This window comes from Bradyrhizobium sp. SZCCHNR1017 (genome assembly GCF_032381375.1).
GTDB lineage: Bacteria > Pseudomonadota > Alphaproteobacteria > Rhizobiales > Xanthobacteraceae > Bradyrhizobium.
This window is the reverse complement of sequence record NZ_JAUHIR010000001.1, coordinates 1,143,935-1,161,464: the sequence shown is the minus strand read 5'-3', so window position 1 is coordinate 1,161,464 and position 17,530 is coordinate 1,143,935. Positions and strand designations below refer to the sequence as shown.

The window sequence follows — 17,530 nt, the reverse complement described above, 5'->3', positions numbered from 1 at the left end:
GGAGACATGGCCGAAGCGAGAGGGGGAGTTGCCACGCGTTCGGGAGCCGTGGCGCGAGGCGATGACGATTGCTGCGCGATCCCTTTGGGGATAGCGGGTAGCTCCACACCATCCGGCGCCCGCAGGCGTATGGAATCGTCTTATTGTCTTGGTGGGGCCGCAATCGATCGGGTGATCATTTGAATTTGATGATCGTTTCACGGCCGTCCCATGTAGGGACGCCATCGGGGCCGTTTTCGCTGGCCCGCGTCAGGAACAAGCGCGCATGAACTCGACCTGGCCTTCCTCGTTGGATCAGCTCTTGAACTCACCGGCGTTCCCGATGTGGCTCACCGTTGCCGCGGCGGGTTTCTTTGCACTGGTCGTGCTGATGACGCTGCTCAGGGCCGAGAAATCGGTCGCCAACGGCGCGCTGACGGTGATCACGCTGCTGGCGGTCGGGATTGCGGTGGCGTCGATGATGCGGAGCCAGGATGCGACCCCGCGTGGCGCCAATGGCGATCCTGCGGTGACCGCCTCCGTCGGCCTCTCGGTACCCGCCCTGGCCTGCGTGGATGATCTCGCCGGCGATCTGGTGCTCGCGAATTGCGAGAAGAGCCTGTTCGGATCGGCCGAGATGACCGCCGCGGCCGTCAGTTATGCGGCGGGCATGCTGAGCCGGCTGTCCCAGGTGGGCGACGTCGCCAGCGCGAACAAGGTGATGACCGCGGAGCTGCTGGCGCTGCGCCGCGCCGTCGAGCGCGATCGTTATGGCCTGATGGCCTATGTGCTGCTGACACGCGACCGCTGTACGCCTAGCGATTGCGTGATGTTCCGTGCCGTGGGTGATCGCCAGCAACTGATGAACAACATGGAAGGGCGGACCTATGAGGGGCTGGTGACGCGCTACGCCTCGCAGTGGAATGCGGCGCCGGGCCAACCGGCCGCTGGAACCTTTGCGGGATTGGCGCCTCCAGGGCTGGCGCCGTCGGCGCCGAACGGCAAGCCGACGACCGCCGAATTTCCCAGCTCGGCGAACACCCCGCCGGTCAGCATCATGAATCCCGAGCCGACGGCCTCGACGCGCTCGGTCGCCCCGGCAGCCGCCGCGCCGAAACCGCCGACGCAGCTTGCGCCGCCCGCAGCCCCACCGACCGTGGCTGCCAGCCACGCCCAGGCGCCGCCGGCGGCCAAGAAGGCCGCGCCGAAGCCGAAGCCGGCCGCTGCGGCGCCTCAAGCGGCGCCTGAGGCCGCCGAGCCGGCCGCCAACAACGAATAGATCCCGCTGGTCGAACCGCCATCATGCCTCTGCACCTGATCAAGCTCGCCGTCGGCTGCGAGTCCGTGAAAGAGCTGAAGGAGTGGATCGCCGAGCGCATGCTCGCGGCCAAGAAGAAGGGCCTGCCGCAGCAGCACGTCCATGTCACGCGGATGACGCCGAAACGGGTCGAGGACATCCTCGCCGGCGGCTCGCTGTATTGGGTGATTCGCGGTGAGGTCGCCGCGCGCGAGAAGATCGTCGGCATCGAGCCGTTCCGCGACGGCGACGGCATCGGGCGGTGCCGCATCATCATGCAGCCGAAGGTGATCGCGGTGTCGCCGCGGCCGATGCGTCCGTTCCAGGGCTGGCGCTATCTGACGGCCGAGGATGCGCCGGCCGATCTCGGCAAGTCCGGTGCGGCGGGCGTCGAAGCCATGCCCGAGCCGCTGCGCCGCGAGCTGCGCGATCTCGGCCTGCTGTAGCACTTTGATGAGCCGGTGGTGTTGCGCGTGAGCATCTCACGCGAGGCGGAAGTCAGCCTCGCTCGCAAGGGCCGGGCGTACGCTCGACGCGGCGTCAGTTGTCCTTGCCTCTGCCTTGCGGGCGAGGGCGCGCTCACGGTGTTGGCGGACGGCTGGTCTCCCGGCGGCTCACGCGGCGATATTGTCGATCAGTCGCGTGGTTCCGATCTTGGCCGCGACCAGGATGCGTTTCGGTCCTGACTCGTTCGGGGCGATGGGCGCCAGCGTCTCGGCGTCGCGGACCTCGAGATAGTCCAAGGCAAAGCCGGCTTCGGTGATCGCGGCGGCGCCATCCCCAATGGCCGCCTGCATGTCGTCGCCGGCGCGCAGCCGGGCCGCCAGCTCCTTCAGGACACGGTGCAGCGTCGGCGCCGCCCGCCGCTCGTCTGCCGTGAGGTAGACATTGCGCGACGACATCGCGAGTCCGTCGCGTTCGCGCACCGTACGGGATCCGACGACACGGACGCCGAGATCGAGGTCGCGCGCCATCTGGGCGACGACGCGGAGCTGCTGATAGTCCTTCTCGCCGAAGATCGCGACGTCCGGCCGGCATTGCGTGAACAGCTTGGCGACCACGGTCGCGACCCCGCCGAAGAAATGCGGACGGAAGCGATCCTCCAGCCCGGCCAATGCCGCGCCCTCCGGCACGATCCGCGTCGCGAAGCCGTCCGGATACATCGCCTTCGCGTCGGGATGCCAGATCAGATCGACGCGCTCGGCCGCGAGTTTCGCGACATCCTCCTTCCAGGTCCGGGGGTAGGACCCGAAATCCTCCGTCGGCGCGAACTGAGTCGGGTTGACGAAGATCGAGACGACCACCTTGTCGGCGCGGCGCTTCGCCAGCCGGACCAGCGAGATGTGCCCTTCATGCAGGGCGCCCATGGTCGGCACGAGCGCGATGCTGGCTTTTCTCGCGCGCAAGCTGTCGAGCTCGCGGCGGAGGGCGGAAACGGTGCGGGCGACGCGCGGGCTTCGTGACATTTTTGCTCGATCTCACAGCGAAAAATTGCGGTTGCACTGTTCGGCCTTGACGCTCGGGCGACTGCCCTTAACAAGAACGCGACACGCCGCTCAGCATACTTGAATACGCCTGTTAGCACGTCTCCGCGTCCGATGCGGAGTTGGTAAACGCGCGCGTCAAGTAGTAGCGGAGGATGCGTCCCCCGTGGGATTCACGATGACGATGCATTTCACTTGACCGCAGACGACCGTGACTCGAAGATGATCGTAAGAGGTCGACAACATGCTGGTGCAAACTAGCCAAGGACAATCGGGCTCGGCCCACGTGGTTGTGCTTGGAAACGAGAAGGGCGGGTCGGGCAAGTCGACCACCGCCCTGCACATTGCCGTGGCACTCCTGAAGGCCGGCCAGCGTGTCGCCACGATCGATCTCGATTGCCGCCAGCAGAGCTTCACCCATTACATCAACAACCGGAGCGCCTGGGCGCGCCGCACCGGACTGCGCCTCGAACTGCCGACGCACTACTGCATCCAGCTCGGCCGGACGTTGCAGATCGACGAGAACGAGAACACCGAGTTCCAGCAGTTCATGGAGGCCGTGAGCGCCGTCGAACGCTCGTTCGATTTCATCGTCATCGATACGCCCGGCAACGACAGCTACCTGATGCGCCTGGCGCATTCGATGGCGGATACGCTGGTCACGCCGATCAACGACAGCTTCCTCGACTTCGACGTGCTGGGAACGGTCGATCCCGCGACCTATGCCGTGACCGGCGAGAGCCACTATGCGGAGATGGTGCGTGACGTCCGGCGCAAGCGCCGCCAGGTGGACGGTGCGATGACCGACTGGATCGTGGTCCGCAACCGGCTGTCGATGCTCGGCTCCCGCAACAAGCAACTGGTCGCCGACGGCCTCAAGGACCTGTCGCTGCGGCTCGGCTTTCGCGCCATCGACGGCTTTGCCGAACGCGTCGTCTACCGTGAGTTCTTCCCGCGCGGACTGACCGCGCTCGACGACATCGACGAGGCGACCCTGGGCACCCGCCCCAATCTCGGCCACGTCACGGCCCGGGAGGAGGTCACCAGCCTGCTGCGCCAGCTCAAGCTGCCGCTGGACGAGCGCGGCCGCCGCCGCGCCGCGAACCGCGCCGAATGGTTCGCCCAGGTCGACAAGCCACTCGACCTGCACGACATCATCAGCGCCTGAATACCGTCCGCATTCGGGCGAGACCTCGCCTGAGACATTGTGCGCGTTGAACGTGCGCCCGGCTTGGTTAAACAATCTGCGGACAGCGGTGGCGGGTAACGGCGCGCCCGGCCTGTTTGGGGGCGGACGGAGGAAGATTTGTCTCAGGTCAACGCCGCAGCCGCCAATTTCGCTAGATTACCGTCAAATTCATGACTGATTTGAACCTGACGTTCAGGGCTCAAGTCGCAAGAGACGGGCGGCGGAACCCAGCTATGCTGCACAGCAACTAGGTGCGGCGCACAACGAACGGGCGACGGATACACAACATTTGGTCTTCCTGTCACAGCGCCGTTACATATATTAAACAGAACGGGTCGCGAGAGTCTTACAGGTTCAAAACTACCTTTGATTGTGCTCCCGAGGGACAAACATGAAGCGTGGAATAACCGTTCTTGTGTCTGTCAGCGTGCTGGCGGCGGTCGGCTACTTCACCGCGAGCAAGTGGGCTATCCGGCACGAGACCATCAGGTTCTATGACGCCTCGCGCGACAACCGGCTGGTCGAGGTCGCCGTGGCCGTCCGGCGCGACAAGGAGATGCAGGCCGAAGCCGGCATGATCAAGCTGCCGGTCGCGATCCTCAATCACGGCAACACCGTCAAGTTCACCGAGTACTCGTTCCTGGCCAACGTATTTGCTGCGCGCGGCTACATGGCGGTCAGCATCCAGCACGACCTGCCGACCGATGCGCCGATGGTGACGAAGGTCGGCGAGCCCTATGTCGGCCGGCTGCCGCAGATCCAGCGCGGTGTCGCCAACATCCGGTTCGCCGTCGAGCAGATGCACCAGGTGCAGCCGAATGCCGACTATGATCATCTGACGATGGTTGGTCATTCGATGGGCGGCGACATCTCGATGTATTTCGCCAAGCAGTATCCCGAAGACGTCCGGAAGGTCGTCACGCTCGACAACCTCCGCGTCCCGTTCGTCACCGACGGCAAGTTCAAGATCCTGTCGTTCCGCTCGAAGGACCCGCAATTCAAGACCGATCCCGGCGTGATCCCGAGCGACGACATCTGCGAGAAGGAAGGCATCACCGTCGTCAAGACGGACTTCCAGCACAACGACATGCGCGACACCGGACCTGACGACGCCAAGTCGTCGATCCAGGCCATGCTGGACAAGTTCCTCGCCGATAGCGACAGCACCAGCGACATCGGGCCGGTCGAGACCAAGACCCCGTTGCTCGATCCGGGTCCCGTCGCGCCTTATGCGCCGGTTGGCAAGACCGCGACGCCGGCCAAGCCGCTGACGCATTGAGCGCGCAAGCCGCCGGGGCGCGCGCCAGCCTCGCCTGATCCTTGCCTGCCACGTCGGCGGGCAGATGCGTTGCCGTCGTTGAAGCCGTCCGTCCGCCTGCCCACATGATGCGCGTCCGAGCAAGGTGCGTGCATGGTCGATGATCGTTCGAAGCCCGGTTCTGCCCCGTTGACCTCGGCCGAAGAGGGATCGCGCCAGCAGCGGTTGCCCGACAATGAGCGTTCCACGGCAGACGCCGTTGCGGCGTTCGTTGCGCAGGCCAAGGCCATGGCTCCTGCCGCTCAGGGAACCAGAGGCCGTCTCGTCTTTGCGCTTGATGCGACCCTGAGCCGCCAGCCAACCTGGGACATGGCCTGTGCCCTGCAGGCCGACATGTTTCGCGAGGCCGCCGCACTCGGCAGCCTCGATATCCGGTTGGTGTACTATCGTGGCTTCGATGAATGCCGCGCCACTGGCTGGATATCCGACAGCGCTGAGCTCGCCCGGCTGATGGGCAAGATCGATTGCCGCGGCGGCCAGACCCAGATCGGCAAGGTTCTTGCCGAGGCGCGGCGCCATGCGACAGCATCCGGAATCCGCGCCGTCGTGTTCGTTGGCGACGCGATGGAGGAGAATGTCGACGTGCTCTGCGCAAAGGCCGGCGAGCTCGGGCTGCTGAAGGTTCCGCTGTTCATGTTCCAGGAGGGCAATGAGCCCGCGGCCGAGCAGGCGTTTCGCGAGATGGCGCGGCTGTCGGGGGGAGCATGGTGCCGTTTCGATCCCGGCGCATCCGCGCAGTTGCGCGACCTTCTGCGTGCCGCCGCGGCCTACGCGGCGGGTGGCCGGGCGGCGCTGCTCCGGCTGGCCGGCTCCGAAGCGGGCGCGGCACGCCTGATCGGGCAGATGAAGTAGAGATCGATTTCGGCGGCCGCCAACGTCAAGCCCGGCGCAGCGGCTCGAGCCTGCCGGTCGCGGACGCAGCCGATCATGCTTTTTGTCCCGGCACGCCCTATATTCGGGCCATGACACTGATCGCTGGCGCCGTCGCCGTCATCACCCTTTATCTGTTGCTGCAGATGTTCCGGAACGCGAATCCGGCGGCGCTGGCGCGCGCGATCAAGGTTGCCGGCGGTATCGGCTGCCTTGCGGTGGCAGCCTTCACCGGCCTCCGCGGCGAGCTGGTGGTGGCGATCCCGATCGGGTTGTTCGGGGCGGGGCTGCTCGGCTGGTCACCCGGTGGTCTCGGCAATGTCGGCAGCATGTTCGGGCTGGGTGGGCAGCGCTCGTCGGGTCAGAGCTCGCGGGTGCGCTCGCAATTCATCGAGATGGTGCTCGATCATGACAGCGGGCAGATGCAGGGCCGCTTTGTCGCCGGCGCCCATGCCGGCCGGTCGCTGGACGAGTTCGATCTGGCGCAGCTCGCCGCGATGACGCCGAGCCTCGATGCCGACAGCGTCGCTCTACTTGAAACTTATCTGGACCGCCGGTTTCCCGCTTGGCGTCAGCACGCGCAGGGCGATGCGGCAGGGCGGCAGGGCCGCGCGGCGTCGAGCTCCAAAATGACGGAAGAGGAGGCCTATCAGATCCTTGGCCTGCAGCCGGGCGCGGGGCGAGACGAGATCGGGCGTGCCCACCGCGCGCTCATGAAGAAACTGCATCCCGACCAAGGGGGGTCGACGTACCTCGCCGCCCGGGTGAACGAGGCCAAGGATACTCTGCTTCGTACGCATCACGGCTAACTCCGGCAACGCCACCAACGCCACAACACCGAACCCGCTTTCAACGCAACTTTGTCGACACCGGCGGCTCTCGCCCTTGCCAGGCACGATCGTTCGTCATGGTGAAAAAGTTCTAGCGGGAAATCCTTGACGAGTGGTTTGCACCCGTGCGTCCCGCCGTCGATCGCGTGGTCCGCAAACGAAAAGGCCCGCGCTGTGTCGCGCGGGCCTCATCGGAACAGGATCAGTGCCGGCGTTAGTTGTGCACGGTCATGCAGGAGATGTCGGCGCGCTTCAGCTTCTTGCAGACGGCCTCGGCCTGATCACGATCGAGCCCGGCGAAGCGGGCGCGGATCAGCTTCTTGTCGCCCTTCGCGACCGTCTCGGTGAAGGGATCGGCCTTGCTTAGGAGACCTTGTGCCGAGCTGCGGGCCGCCTCGATCCGCTTCTGGGCCTCGGCCTCGTTGTCCAGCGCTCCGACCTGGATGATCCAGCCGCTGCGCGTGACGGAAGGCTTGCTCGGAAGCTCCGGCGCAGCGCTCGCGGAGGCGATCTGCGTCGGCGCCGGCTGGGCCGGAGGCGCCGCATAGGCCATGGCCTGCGACGAGCCTGCCGGCAGGCTGGAGGCGGGCAGCACGCCGAGAATGCCGTTGCCGGTGCCATGGCCCGGCGGCTGCGGCGGCATGTCGGGACGGGGGGCCTCGGTACGGGCGATCGGCGGCGCCGGCTCGATGGCCTCGACACGCTGAGCGAAGGGTGCGGGAGCAGGGGCGGCCGGCTGCGGCGCGGCGGTCGCGAGCTTGACCGCGCCGGCCTTGACCTGGACCGTCCTGACCTTGACCGGCTTCATCGGCTCGGTCGAGCCGGGAACGATCGACATCGGCTGGCTCTGGATCACGCCGGAGGTCATCGGCGCCGGCTCGACCTTGGCCTCTCTCGGTGCCGCCGGCGGCAGGGCCGCGGTGGCTTCCGAGAGGGTTGAGATGATCTTGGAGGCGCGGCTCGGGGCCGGCGTCTCCGGCGCCGCCGAGGCGAGCTGCATCGTGCCCTGATCGGCATCGCCGCTGTCGGAGCCGCCGCGCTCGCCGATCGCCGCCACGGTGCGCCGGGTCGCGCCCTTGTCGAGATTTTCGGCGAGCAGGTTGCGCATGATGGCGTCACGCGAGCCGCCGCTGCGGCCGCCGAGTACGACGCCGATCAGATGGCGGTTGCCGCGGCGCAGCGAGGTCACGATGTTGAAGCCGGAGGCGCGGGTGTAGCCGGTCTTGATGCCGTCGATGCCCTCGACATTGCCGAGCAGATGATTGTGGTTGCGGATCGACTGGCCGCGATAATTGAACACCACCGTCGAGAAGTAGCGGTAGTACCGCGGGAAGCGGTCCTGGATCGCGCGGCCGAGGATCGACTGGTCACGCGCCGTCGTGATCTGCGCGTCGGCGGGGAGGCCGGAGGCGTTCACATAGGTGGTGCGGCTCATCCCGAGCGAGCGCGCCTTGCGCGTCATCATCTTGGCGAACTCGTCCTCGTCGCCGCCGATCGCTTCGGCGATGACCACGGCGGCGTCGTTGGCGGAGCGCGTCACCAGGCCCTTGATCGCGTCCTCGACGCGGATGCTCTGGCCGGGGCGCAGGCCGAGCTTGGTCGGCGACTGCTCGGAGGCGTGCTCGGACACCGGCATCTCGGTGTCGAGCTTCATCTTGCCGGAATCGAGCCGCTCGAACAGCAAATAGAGCGTCATGATCTTGGTGAGCGAGGCGGGGTGCCGCAAGGCGTCGGGATTGGTCGCCGTCAGCGTCGCGCCGGAATTGCCGTCGACGACGATCGACGCGAACGCCGGGCTGTAGCTGCCCTCGTCATTATGGGGGGAGTGACGCGCGTGATGCTGCCGATGGCGCCGACGCGCCTCCGCGCTGTCGACCGTGACCACTGCTGCCGTCGCGAGGGTGATCAGTCCGTAGACGCCAACTCGCAACAGGCGCGAGGAAGCCATTTTTTTGCGAAGCATGAAATCCCCGTCCAATTTCTGACGTGATCACCGGCTCGTAAGGCGAAATTGTGCCGAACGCCCCCGTAACCGTGCCTGTCGGACCTCCCGATCGCGCCGTGACGCTGCCAAGCATCGAAGGCCTCGAACTGAGGTTTTGTTAAGACGCTGTTTTAGAACAGCTTTACGGTTCGGCCGACGCTGGCCGGGACCACCGGAGAGGTTAGGATGGTCGAGTTGCCAAAGGATTAAAGAAACCTTGCGGCGATGGCTGGTATTTCTGCCGAACTGCCCCGGCTTGGGGCGTCCGACGGTGCGTCGAGACCGCAATGCCCGGGATGGTGCATTGCACAAGATTCTTGATTTTTTTTGTGCGCTGCACTATATTATGAATGCGTCAGGGAGCCGGGGCTTCCCTGAGGGCGCTCAAAATCAGGGAAAGGAATGCCACATGTTTAAGGTTGAAGACTTTCAGAACTACGGCAAAGAGCAGTTCGAGACCGTCGTGAACTCCGCGACCACCGTGCAGAACGGCCTTCAGGCCATCGCCACCGCGTATGGCGACTACACCAAGAAGTCGTTCGAGGACACCAAGTCGTTCGTCGAGAAGCTCCAGGGCGTGAAGTCGCTCGACAAGGTGCTCGAGGTGCAGACCGAGTTCGCCAAGTCGGCCTACGAGACCTTCGTCGCCGATTCGCAGAAGATCGCCGGGCTGTATTCGGATCTCGCCAAGCAGGCGTTCAAGCCGCTGGAAGGCATCGCCGCGAAGTTCACCCCGCCGGCCGCGCACTGACCGTTCGCGCCTGCAGCGAGCACAAAGCCCGGCTTGCGCCGGGCTTTTTTGTTGGCTGAAGGTGGAGCGCTGTCGGTGCCCGGCGCTTCTGTTATTTGGCGACCCGCAGCTTCGACAATGCGGTGCCGATCGAGTTGAACGTGGTCACGATCTGGCTCGAGCTCGTCAGCATGTAGAACTTGTCGGGACTGCTGGCGCAGTTCTGCAGCACGGCCGAGGTCGGATCGGCGGGCGAGCTCGTGTTCACCTGGATCGTGTAGATCGTGTACATCGCGTTGCCCTTCGAATCCTTGGTGTTCTTCAGGTTCGAGCAGAGCAGGGCCTGGCGCGCGTCGATCGGGTTGCCCGAGGCTTGCGACGAGCCGTTGCCGTATTCGGGCCAGCGGTCCTCGGTGTTCAGGCCGTCCGATAGCAGGATGATGACGCGATTATAGGTGGTGTTGACGTCCTCCGCCGGCGCGCCCAGCACGCCGTTCGGAATCAGCGACTGGACGGCCCAGGCAAGTCCGATCGCCTGGTTGGTGCCGCCGGTCGGCTGCATGGCGTTGACGGCGCTCTTCAGCGAGCTCCAGTTGTAGCTGAGCGGCACGATTTCCGCGAGTTTCGTGGAGGCCGTGCTGCTGCAGTACTGGATGTTGTTCTCCATGTGCTGGTTGGCCGGGAACAGCGTCGTCACGTCGGAGGTCGCCGGTGACACGGCATTTGCGTCGTTCGGCTGGGTGCGGTCGGCGACGCATCCGGTCCAGGTGCTCTTGGTGTTGGCGACCCAGGTGTGGGTGAAGGTGTTGACCTTGCACACCGTGCTGGATCCGCTTCCCGTGCAACTACACGTGTTGTTCGGAAGATTGCTGCCGCTGGTCGGGCAACTGCAATAGCTGCCGGTGCACCAGTTCACCCGCGTGCTGGTCTGAACGCTGTTCCAGCAGCCGTTGTAATAGCTGTGCGAGGCGGAATCGTAGCCCGGGCAGATGTAGCCCGTGTAGCTCCCACTCGTCGGAATCCGCGAGGCGCTCGAACTCCCGGTCGCCGGGTCGCTGGTGCAGGAGAAGTAGGGAAAGCCGTTGCCGGACTTGAACGGACAGGAGGATCCCGGTCCCACCATGTCCCATTGCGATTGCGTGTAGCTGCCGTTCGGGATTGCGGCCTGATAGGAGCCATTGGCAGGCTGGATCGTGGGCGGATTCTGCCAGTCGGTCCAGTCGATCCAGTCCTTGGCGTAATTGCTGGCGCCGACGTTCACGACCTTGGCGAATGGAACGACCGAGATGTAGACGTCGCCCGGGGTCTTGGCCAGCGCGCTGAGCTGGTCGATCAGCCCGCCGCTGCCGGCCACGGCGTTCTGCAGCGCGGACATCTTGCCGCTGGATGCCATCGAGCCGGTATTGTCGAGCGCGAGCGCCACCCGCATCTTCACGTCGCCCCAGGTCGATGTCGTTTTGGCGCCGAAGTCCATGGTCGGAAAGCCGGCAATCTTCATGAACTGGGTGACGATCTGACCGTTGGCCGACAATTGGATGTTGGAGGCCGACGAGCTGGTCGAGGCGGTATAGCTGGCCGTGACGGTGACGTTCTGTGCGTCCGTGCTGGTGTAGAGCGCCTTGAAATAGGCGCTTGCCTTGGTTCCGATGTCGGCTGCGCTGATCGTGCCCTGCGCCAGGTCGCGCGACAGCATCAGCGAGGTGGAGTCGAGCGCCGCCTGCATCGACGACCGCGCGGCGTTCAGCCGGCTGTAGTCGACGCCTGCCCCGACGAAGGCCAGGATGGGGACGAGCGCGATGGCGAACAGCATGGAGATATTGCCACCGCGGTCGCAGGCGAACCGTCGGACGGCGCGGCGGCAGAGTCGAATGAAGGAGACATCGGTCATGTCGCTCACCAATTATGGTTTTCTGCAGGTGTTTTCGGTTCGGCTTCGTCAAGGACGGGTAAATCGAAACCGCGAAACACCGGGCCAATGCCCGCAGCGTGGCGCCGCGCCCGCAACCGGGCTGGTTCCCTGTCAATGCCCGCTGAATGGGCTTTGTAAAATGCGACCGGTTTGATTAACCTTGCGCCTCATCGCCGGGGCAGGGAATCGGTCCTGCCGGAGCGTCGGTCCGTCCTGGGCCTGCGCTTGCGGCAAACCGGGCGCTGACCCATATTCCCGGTGTCGGTCCGACCGGACCGGTCGGCTGGGACAGGCGATCTGGAAAGCAGGACCGGGTGGCGGAAAGCGGCCCGGCAGGGGACAGGTCGGGGGGCACCCCTTATTGAGAGCAACCCTCCGAGGGAAACTCTTTATTGGGAGCCTCGCAGCCATATCTAACGCGTGCAAGATGTCGCAGCCAACTTCCAGATTGAACCGATCCGCGCCCAGGATGAGCAATAACGACAACAAGTCCGGTGGCACCGGTGGCCCGGTCACGTCCGTGATCACCAAGGTCAAGCCGAAGACCAAGCGCCCCAACCTCTACCGCGTCCTGATCCTGAACGACGATTACACGCCGATGGAGTTCGTCGTTCACGTCCTGGAGAAGTTCTTCAACAAGGACGTCGAGGCCGCGACCAAGATCATGCTCCACGTGCATCATCACGGCATCGGGGAGTGCGGCGTCTTCACCTACGAGATCGCCGAGACCAAGGTGACGCAGGTGATGGACTTCGCCCGCAAGCACCAGCACCCGTTGCAGTGTGTGATGGAGAAGAAATAGCCGGCTCCCTCCGCGAAGGGAGCCGCCGACGCGCGCATCTGCAAGCCAGGGGCGGGGGCTGGGGCGCTGCGCGATTGATCACCGCGAATCGGCATCGGACGAAGGGTCATCGAAAGCCGCAAATTGCCGCAGACGAGGTCAGCGCAATCCGGGCAGGTTTCACTTCTCGTCCGAAGAATTACGGCCGCTCTGGTCCTTATCTCTCCCCGCTCGGCGGCGCGCGCCGTTCGGTTGTCGCAGCCGGATTTGCCGCAATCGGAACGGGTTTTGCATTGACGATCCGGTGAACCCGTAATCGAGCGGCTCGGCCGGTCTTTTGTCGCACTCGGTTATAACTATATTTGACGAAGGTTGTTGTTGCCTGACCGGGCGGCGGCGATCATGATGGCAAGGGGCCACAGAGGACGCGCATGCCGACTTTTTCTCAAAGCCTTGAACAATCCCTGCATCGTGCGCTGGCGATCGCCAACGAGCGTCATCATCAATACGCGACACTGGAACACCTCCTTCTGTCCTTGATCGATGACTCCGATGCAGCGGCCGTGATGCGCGCATGCAGCGTCGACCTCGACAAGCTGCGCGGCAGTCTCGTGAACTACCTCGAAACCGAATTCGAAAATCTGGTCACGGACGGCAGCGACGACGCCAAGCCGACCGCAGGTTTCCAGCGCGTGATCCAGCGCGCCGTGATCCACGTTCAGTCGTCGGGCCGCGAAGAGGTCACCGGCGCCAACGTGCTGATCGCAATCTTCGCCGAGCGTGAGAGCCACGCCGCGTACTTCCTGCAGGAGCAGGACATGACGCGTTACGATGCCGTGAACTACATCAGCCACGGCATCGCCAAGCGCCCTGGTGTCTCCGAAGCGCGCCCCGTTCGCGGCGTCGACGAGGAGACCGAAGCCAAGGGCAACGAGGACTCCAAGAAAAAGGGCGAGGCGCTGGAAACCTATTGCGTCAATCTCAACAAGAAGGCGCGTGACGGCAAGATCGATCCGGTGATCGGCCGAAACTCCGAGATCAACCGCGCCATCCAGGTGCTGTGCCGGCGCCAGAAGAACAACCCGCTGTTCGTCGGCGAAGCCGGCGTCGGCAAGACGGCGATCGCCGAGGGCCTCGCCAAGCGCATCGTCGACAGCGAGGTTCCGGAGGTGCTGTCGGCCGCGACCGTGTTCTCGCTCGACATGGGCACCTTGCTCGCGGGCACGCGCTATCGCGGCGACTTCGAGGAGCGCCTGAAGCAGGTGCTCAAGGAACTCGAGGCGCATCCGAACGCGATCCTGTTCATCGACGAGATCCACACCGTGATCGGTGCCGGTGCGACGTCGGGCGGCGCGATGGATGCGTCCAACCTGCTCAAGCCGGCGCTGGCCTCGGGCTCGATCCGCTGCATGGGCTCGACGACCTACAAGGAGTATCGCCAGCACTTCGAGAAGGACCGCGCGCTGGTGCGCCGGTTCCAGAAGATCGACGTCAACGAGCCGTCGGTCGAGGATGCGATCGCGATCCTGAAGGGGCTGAAGCCGTACTTCGAGGACTATCACCGGCTGAAATACACCAACGAGGCCATCGAGGCCGCGGTGCAGTTGTCGTCGCGCTACATCCATGACCGCAAGCTGCCGGACAAGGCGATCGACGTGATCGACGAATCCGGTGCGGCGCAGATGCTGCTGGCCGAGAACAAGCGCAAGAAGACGATCGGCATCAAGGAGATCGAGACCACGATCGCCACGATGGCGCGGATTCCGCCGAAGAGCGTGTCGAAGGACGATGCCGAGGTGCTCAAGCATCTCGAGCAGACCCTCAAGCGCGTGGTGTTCGGCCAGGACAAGGCGATCGATTCGCTGTCGGCCTCGATCAAGCTGGCCCGTGCCGGCCTGCGCGAGCCGGAGAAGCCGATCGGCTGCTATCTGTTCTCGGGTCCGACCGGCGTCGGCAAGACCGAGGTCGCCAAGCAGCTCGCCTCGACCCTGGGCGTCGAGCTGCTGCGCTTCGACATGTCGGAGTACATGGAGCGGCACACGGTGTCGCGCCTGATCGGCGCGCCTCCTGGCTATGTCGGCTTCGACCAGGGCGGCCTCCTGACCGATGGCGTCGACCAGCATCCGCACTGCGTGGTGCTGCTGGACGAGATCGAGAAGGCGCATCCGGACCTGTACAATGTGCTGTTGCAGATCATGGATCACGGCCGGCTCACCGACCACAACGGCAAGCAGGTCAACTTCCGCAACGTGATCCTGATCATGACCACGAATGCGGGCGCGGCCGACATGGCCAAGCAGGCGTTCGGCTTCCATCGCTCGAAGCGGGAAGGTGACGACCACGAGGCGATCAACAGGCAGTTCGCGCCGGAATTCCGCAATCGGCTCGACTCCATCGTCTCGTTCGCGCACCTCAACGTCGAGGTGATCGGAATGGTCGTCGAGAAGTTCGTGCTGCAGCTCGAGGCCCAGCTCGCCGACCGCGACGTCACGATCGAGCTGTCGGAACCGGCCAAGGCCTGGCTGATCCAGCACGGCTATGACGAGCAGATGGGCGCGCGGCCGATGGGCCGTGTGATCCAGGAGCATATCAAGAAGCCGCTGGCCGACGAGGTGCTGTTCGGCAAGTTGAAGGGCGGCGGTCACGTCCGTGTCGTCCTCGTCAAGGATGAATCCGGCGTCGAGGAGAAGATCGGCTTCGAGTTCGTCGAGGGCCCGGTCACGCCGAAGTCCGAAGTTCCGGCCGCGCGCAAGCGCAAGCCGAAGTCCGGCGGCGGCTCGAAGGGGCCGGCGCCGAAGGGACCGCTGGTCAAGGCGTAAGCCTGACGCGACGAGATGAGTACGAAAGGCCGGCCATCGCGCCGGCCTTTTTCGTTTGACGCGAGGTTCTTTGATGCGACGTCCGGCTCAGGCCGGCTTGACGAAGAAATACACCGTCAGGCCGCAGCCGACGGCAATGATGAAGCGGCGCACATGGGCCGGCGGGATGATCTGGCCAAGCCGCGCGCCGACGAAGCCGCCGACCATGGCAGCGCCCATCATCGTCAGCGTCTCCAGCCAATGCACGCGGCCTGAGAACGCAAAGATGGCGGAGGCCGTCATATTCATGAGCGCAGCGAGCAGCACCTTCATGCCGTTCATGGCGCGAATGTCGCGCATGCCGTAGAACACCAGGGCCGCCAGCATCAGGATGCCGATGCCGCCGCCGAAGTAGCCGCCATAGATCGCGATCACGAACTGCACCGCCTGGATGGTCCGCGGCCCGAACCAGCGCGCGCCATCCTTCGGCGTAAAACGCATGCCGAATGCAAACACGATCGTGGCGAACAGCAACAGCCAGGGCACCAGCCGGCTGAAGGCGGCCGACGGTGTGACCAAGAGCAGCACGGCCCCGAGCGTGCCGCCGATCAGGCTGATGATCGACAGCCGCACGAGGTCGTGGCGCCAGGGCGCCTTTGCGTCGTTCAAGATCTCACGGGAGGCCCAAGCGCTGACGAACTGGCCGGGGCAGAGCGCGACCGTGCTGGAAGCGTTGGCGTCAATCGCGGGAATGCCGGCGGCGAGCAGCGTCGGGAAGGTCAGGAACGCGCCGCCGCCGGCCAGCGCATTGACGATGCCCGAGCCGAAGGCGGCGAGGGCGAGCAGGGCCAGCATCGTCCAGTCCGTCATCGCTGTCACGACTCGCCCTTCAGCCGCTGGCCGTCCTGGACGCGGACGCGCTCGGCGCCGCGCGCGCCGGCCGGCGACAGCCTGAGCATGCTCAGGAACGCGCCGACCAGCGCGAAACCGACCCCGGTCAAGAGCGACAGCCGCGTGCCGTCGGTCGCGTCGATCGCGAGAAACATCGCGACCAGGGCCGCGCCCGTGGTCTGGCCGAGCAGGCGCGCCGTGCCGAGCATGCCGCTGGCGCCGCCGGCGCGCTCGCGTGGCGCAGCGGCGATCATGGTGCGGTTGTTCGGCGTCTGGAACAGGCCGAAGCCGCAGCCGGCCAGCGCCATGCGCCAGACGACATCCCATGCCGACGGCTCGCGCGGCAGCAGGCCGAGCGCACCGAGCCCGCATGCGAAGATGACGAGACCGATGCCACCGAGCAGCCCGGCCGGCACGCGCTCGACCAGCCGCCCCGCAATCGGCGCCGTCAGGCCGACCGCAATCGGCCACGGCGTGATCAGCAGGCCCATCTGCACCGGCGAATAGCCGAAATGGCTTTCGAGATAGAAGGGGATCGCGACGAAGGCGAGCATCTGGCCGCAGAACGACGAGATCGAGGTCGCGATCGACAGGGCGAACACCGGAATGCGCAGCAGGTCGACCGGCAGCAGCGGCGAGGCCATGTGGGTCTGGCGCCAGACCAGCCACACGCCGGCCGTGACGGCGACGACGAACTCGATCGCGCAGGTCACCAGCGCCTCGCCATGGCCGAGGCTGTCCACGGCGGCGATCAGGAAGCCGAAGGTGACCGCGCTCAGCGCCGCGCTCTGCCAATCGAACATGTGCGGCGCGCGCGGCGTATGCGGCAGGAAGCGGAAGCCGAAGACGAAGGTGACGATGCCGAGCGGCACGTTGATCGCGAACAGCCACGGCCAGCTACCGACGGCGAGGATGCCGGCGGCGATGGTCGGACCGAGCGCGGCGGAGACCGCGACCACCATCGCATTGATGCCGATGCCGCGGCCGAGCAGAGCGTGCGGATAGGTGAAACGCACCAACGCCGAGTTGACGCTGAGGATGCCGGCGGCGCCAAAGCCCTGCAGGATGCGCGCGAGCGTCAGCAGCAGCAGGCTGTCGGCCAGCGCACAGAAGGCGGAGGCAGCCGTGAACAGCACGAGGCCGGCGAGATAGACCCGCCGATAGCCGATGATCTCGCCGAGCGAGGCCAGTGGCAGCAGCGAGATCGTCACCGCGAGCTGATAGCCGTTGACGATCCAGATCGAAAAAGCAGGACTCGCATGGAGGTCGCGGGCGATCGTCGGCAGCGCCACATTGGCGATGGCGCCGTCGATCACGGCCAGCACGATGCCCAGGGCGATCGTCACGATCGCCCAGGTACGCTGCGGCAGCGGCAGTCCGTCGGCGTGCAGACCCGTGGTCGTCGGCGTCATCATGCGGGCTCCGGTCGCAGCCGGGCCGCGGACAATGAACGGGAACGGGCAACCGGGC

Annotated in this window: 14 protein-coding genes; 9 read left to right on the top strand and 5 right to left on the bottom strand. The window is 65.3% G+C overall.

The features are described from left to right. The first annotated feature begins 265 nt into the window (after nt 1-265). Nucleotides 266-1,258, top strand: coding sequence for a hypothetical protein (locus QW863_RS05440; protein ID WP_315718365.1), 993 nt, complete (start codon nt 266-268; stop codon nt 1,256-1,258). A gap of 23 nt (nt 1,259-1,281) precedes the next feature. After that, complete coding sequence (locus tag QW863_RS05435) at nt 1,282-1,722, top strand: DUF1489 domain-containing protein (RefSeq protein ID WP_315718366.1); 441 nt, start codon at nt 1,282-1,284, stop codon at nt 1,720-1,722. Between the two features lie 168 nt (nt 1,723-1,890). Here the strand turns inward: QW863_RS05435 and panC are convergent, their stop codons facing one another. Further along, complete coding sequence (panC, locus tag QW863_RS05430) at nt 1,891-2,742, bottom strand: pantoate--beta-alanine ligase (protein ID WP_315718367.1); 852 nt, start codon at nt 2,740-2,742, stop codon at nt 1,891-1,893. Between the two features lie 262 nt (nt 2,743-3,004). On the opposite strand from panC, the gene QW863_RS05425 reads away from it, so the two are divergent. The 4 genes from QW863_RS05425 to QW863_RS05410 all read left to right on the top strand — a co-directional run bounded on the left by QW863_RS05425 (nt 3,005) and on the right by QW863_RS05410 (nt 6,946). After that, the gene (locus QW863_RS05425) at nt 3,005-3,928 is read left to right on the top strand and encodes a division plane positioning ATPase MipZ (protein ID WP_315718368.1); all 924 of its coding nucleotides are present in this window, start codon (nt 3,005-3,007) and stop codon (nt 3,926-3,928) included. Between the two features lie 412 nt (nt 3,929-4,340). Beyond that, nucleotides 4,341-5,228, top strand: coding sequence for an alpha/beta fold hydrolase (locus QW863_RS05420; protein WP_315718369.1), 888 nt, complete (start codon nt 4,341-4,343; stop codon nt 5,226-5,228). A 132-nt stretch (nt 5,229-5,360) separates the two neighbouring features. Further along, entirely contained in the window at nt 5,361-6,119 is a 759-nt protein-coding gene (locus QW863_RS05415; RefSeq protein ID WP_315718370.1) for a VWA domain-containing protein, read from the top strand. A gap of 110 nt (nt 6,120-6,229) precedes the next feature. After that, nucleotides 6,230-6,946: a DnaJ domain-containing protein gene (locus QW863_RS05410; protein ID WP_315718401.1), complete on the top strand. Its 717-nt coding sequence runs from the start codon at nt 6,230-6,232 to the stop codon at nt 6,944-6,946. Nucleotides 6,947-7,181: 235 nt separating this feature from the next. Here QW863_RS05410 and QW863_RS05405 read toward each other — a convergent pair whose 3' ends face one another. Continuing rightward, nucleotides 7,182-8,930 carry a D-alanyl-D-alanine carboxypeptidase gene (locus QW863_RS05405; RefSeq protein ID WP_315718371.1) on the bottom strand — a complete coding sequence of 583 codons (1,749 nt, stop codon included), beginning with the start codon at nt 8,928-8,930 and terminating at the stop codon, nt 7,182-7,184. Nucleotides 8,931-9,360: 430 nt separating this feature from the next. On the opposite strand from QW863_RS05405, the gene QW863_RS05400 reads away from it, so the two are divergent. Continuing rightward, nucleotides 9,361-9,702, top strand: coding sequence for a phasin family protein (locus QW863_RS05400; protein WP_315718372.1), 342 nt, complete (start codon nt 9,361-9,363; stop codon nt 9,700-9,702). A 91-nt stretch (nt 9,703-9,793) separates the two neighbouring features. On the opposite strand, the gene QW863_RS05395 is transcribed toward QW863_RS05400, so the two are convergent. Next, nucleotides 9,794-11,569, bottom strand: a complete 1,776-nt coding sequence (locus QW863_RS05395; protein WP_315718373.1) for a pilus assembly protein — start codon at nt 11,567-11,569, stop codon at nt 9,794-9,796. 490 nt (nt 11,570-12,059) lie between these two features. Between QW863_RS05395 and clpS the strand changes: the two genes are divergently transcribed. Both clpS and clpA read left to right on the top strand, forming a co-directional pair. Beyond that, nucleotides 12,060-12,392 (top strand): ATP-dependent Clp protease adapter ClpS, encoded by a 333-nt coding sequence (gene clpS, locus QW863_RS05390; protein ID WP_008960690.1) that lies wholly within the window; start codon nt 12,060-12,062, stop codon nt 12,390-12,392. A gap of 410 nt (nt 12,393-12,802) precedes the next feature. Beyond that, the gene (clpA, locus tag QW863_RS05385) at nt 12,803-15,190 is read left to right on the top strand and encodes an ATP-dependent Clp protease ATP-binding subunit ClpA (protein WP_315718374.1); all 2,388 of its coding nucleotides are present in this window, start codon (nt 12,803-12,805) and stop codon (nt 15,188-15,190) included. A gap of 87 nt (nt 15,191-15,277) precedes the next feature. Here clpA and QW863_RS05380 read toward each other — a convergent pair whose 3' ends face one another. Both QW863_RS05380 and QW863_RS05375 read right to left on the bottom strand, forming a co-directional pair. Further along, a complete protein-coding gene (locus QW863_RS05380; RefSeq protein WP_315718402.1) occupies nt 15,278-16,039 on the bottom strand; it encodes a sulfite exporter TauE/SafE family protein in 762 nt (253 codons plus the stop codon). Between the two features lie 5 nt (nt 16,040-16,044). After that, nucleotides 16,045-17,472, bottom strand: a complete 1,428-nt coding sequence (locus QW863_RS05375) for an MFS transporter (protein ID WP_315718403.1) — start codon at nt 17,470-17,472, stop codon at nt 16,045-16,047. Between the last annotated feature and the right edge of the window lie 58 nt (nt 17,473-17,530).

Coding starts and splice junctions, on each gene's coding strand:
- QW863_RS05440 (WP_315718365.1), top strand. CDS start 266: ATGAACTCGACCTGGCCTTCCTCGTTGGATCAGCTCTTGAACTCACCG.
- QW863_RS05400 (WP_315718372.1), top strand. CDS start 9,361: ATGTTTAAGGTTGAAGACTTTCAGAACTACGGCAAAGAGCAGTTCGAG.
- QW863_RS05415 (WP_315718370.1), top strand. CDS start 5,361: ATGGTCGATGATCGTTCGAAGCCCGGTTCTGCCCCGTTGACCTCGGCC.
- panC (WP_315718367.1), bottom strand. CDS start 2,742: ATGTCACGAAGCCCGCGCGTCGCCCGCACCGTTTCCGCCCTCCGCCGC.
- QW863_RS05380 (WP_315718402.1), bottom strand. CDS start 16,039: ATGACGGACTGGACGATGCTGGCCCTGCTCGCCCTCGCCGCCTTCGGC.
- QW863_RS05375 (WP_315718403.1), bottom strand. CDS start 17,472: ATGACGCCGACGACCACGGGTCTGCACGCCGACGGACTGCCGCTGCCG.
- clpS (WP_008960690.1), top strand. CDS start 12,060: ATGAGCAATAACGACAACAAGTCCGGTGGCACCGGTGGCCCGGTCACG.
- QW863_RS05395 (WP_315718373.1), bottom strand. CDS start 11,569: ATGACCGATGTCTCCTTCATTCGACTCTGCCGCCGCGCCGTCCGACGG.
- QW863_RS05425 (WP_315718368.1), top strand. CDS start 3,005: ATGCTGGTGCAAACTAGCCAAGGACAATCGGGCTCGGCCCACGTGGTT.
- QW863_RS05405 (WP_315718371.1), bottom strand. CDS start 8,930: ATGCTTCGCAAAAAAATGGCTTCCTCGCGCCTGTTGCGAGTTGGCGTC.
- clpA (WP_315718374.1), top strand. CDS start 12,803: ATGCCGACTTTTTCTCAAAGCCTTGAACAATCCCTGCATCGTGCGCTG.
- QW863_RS05410 (WP_315718401.1), top strand. CDS start 6,230: ATGACACTGATCGCTGGCGCCGTCGCCGTCATCACCCTTTATCTGTTG.
- QW863_RS05435 (WP_315718366.1), top strand. CDS start 1,282: ATGCCTCTGCACCTGATCAAGCTCGCCGTCGGCTGCGAGTCCGTGAAA.
- QW863_RS05420 (WP_315718369.1), top strand. CDS start 4,341: ATGAAGCGTGGAATAACCGTTCTTGTGTCTGTCAGCGTGCTGGCGGCG.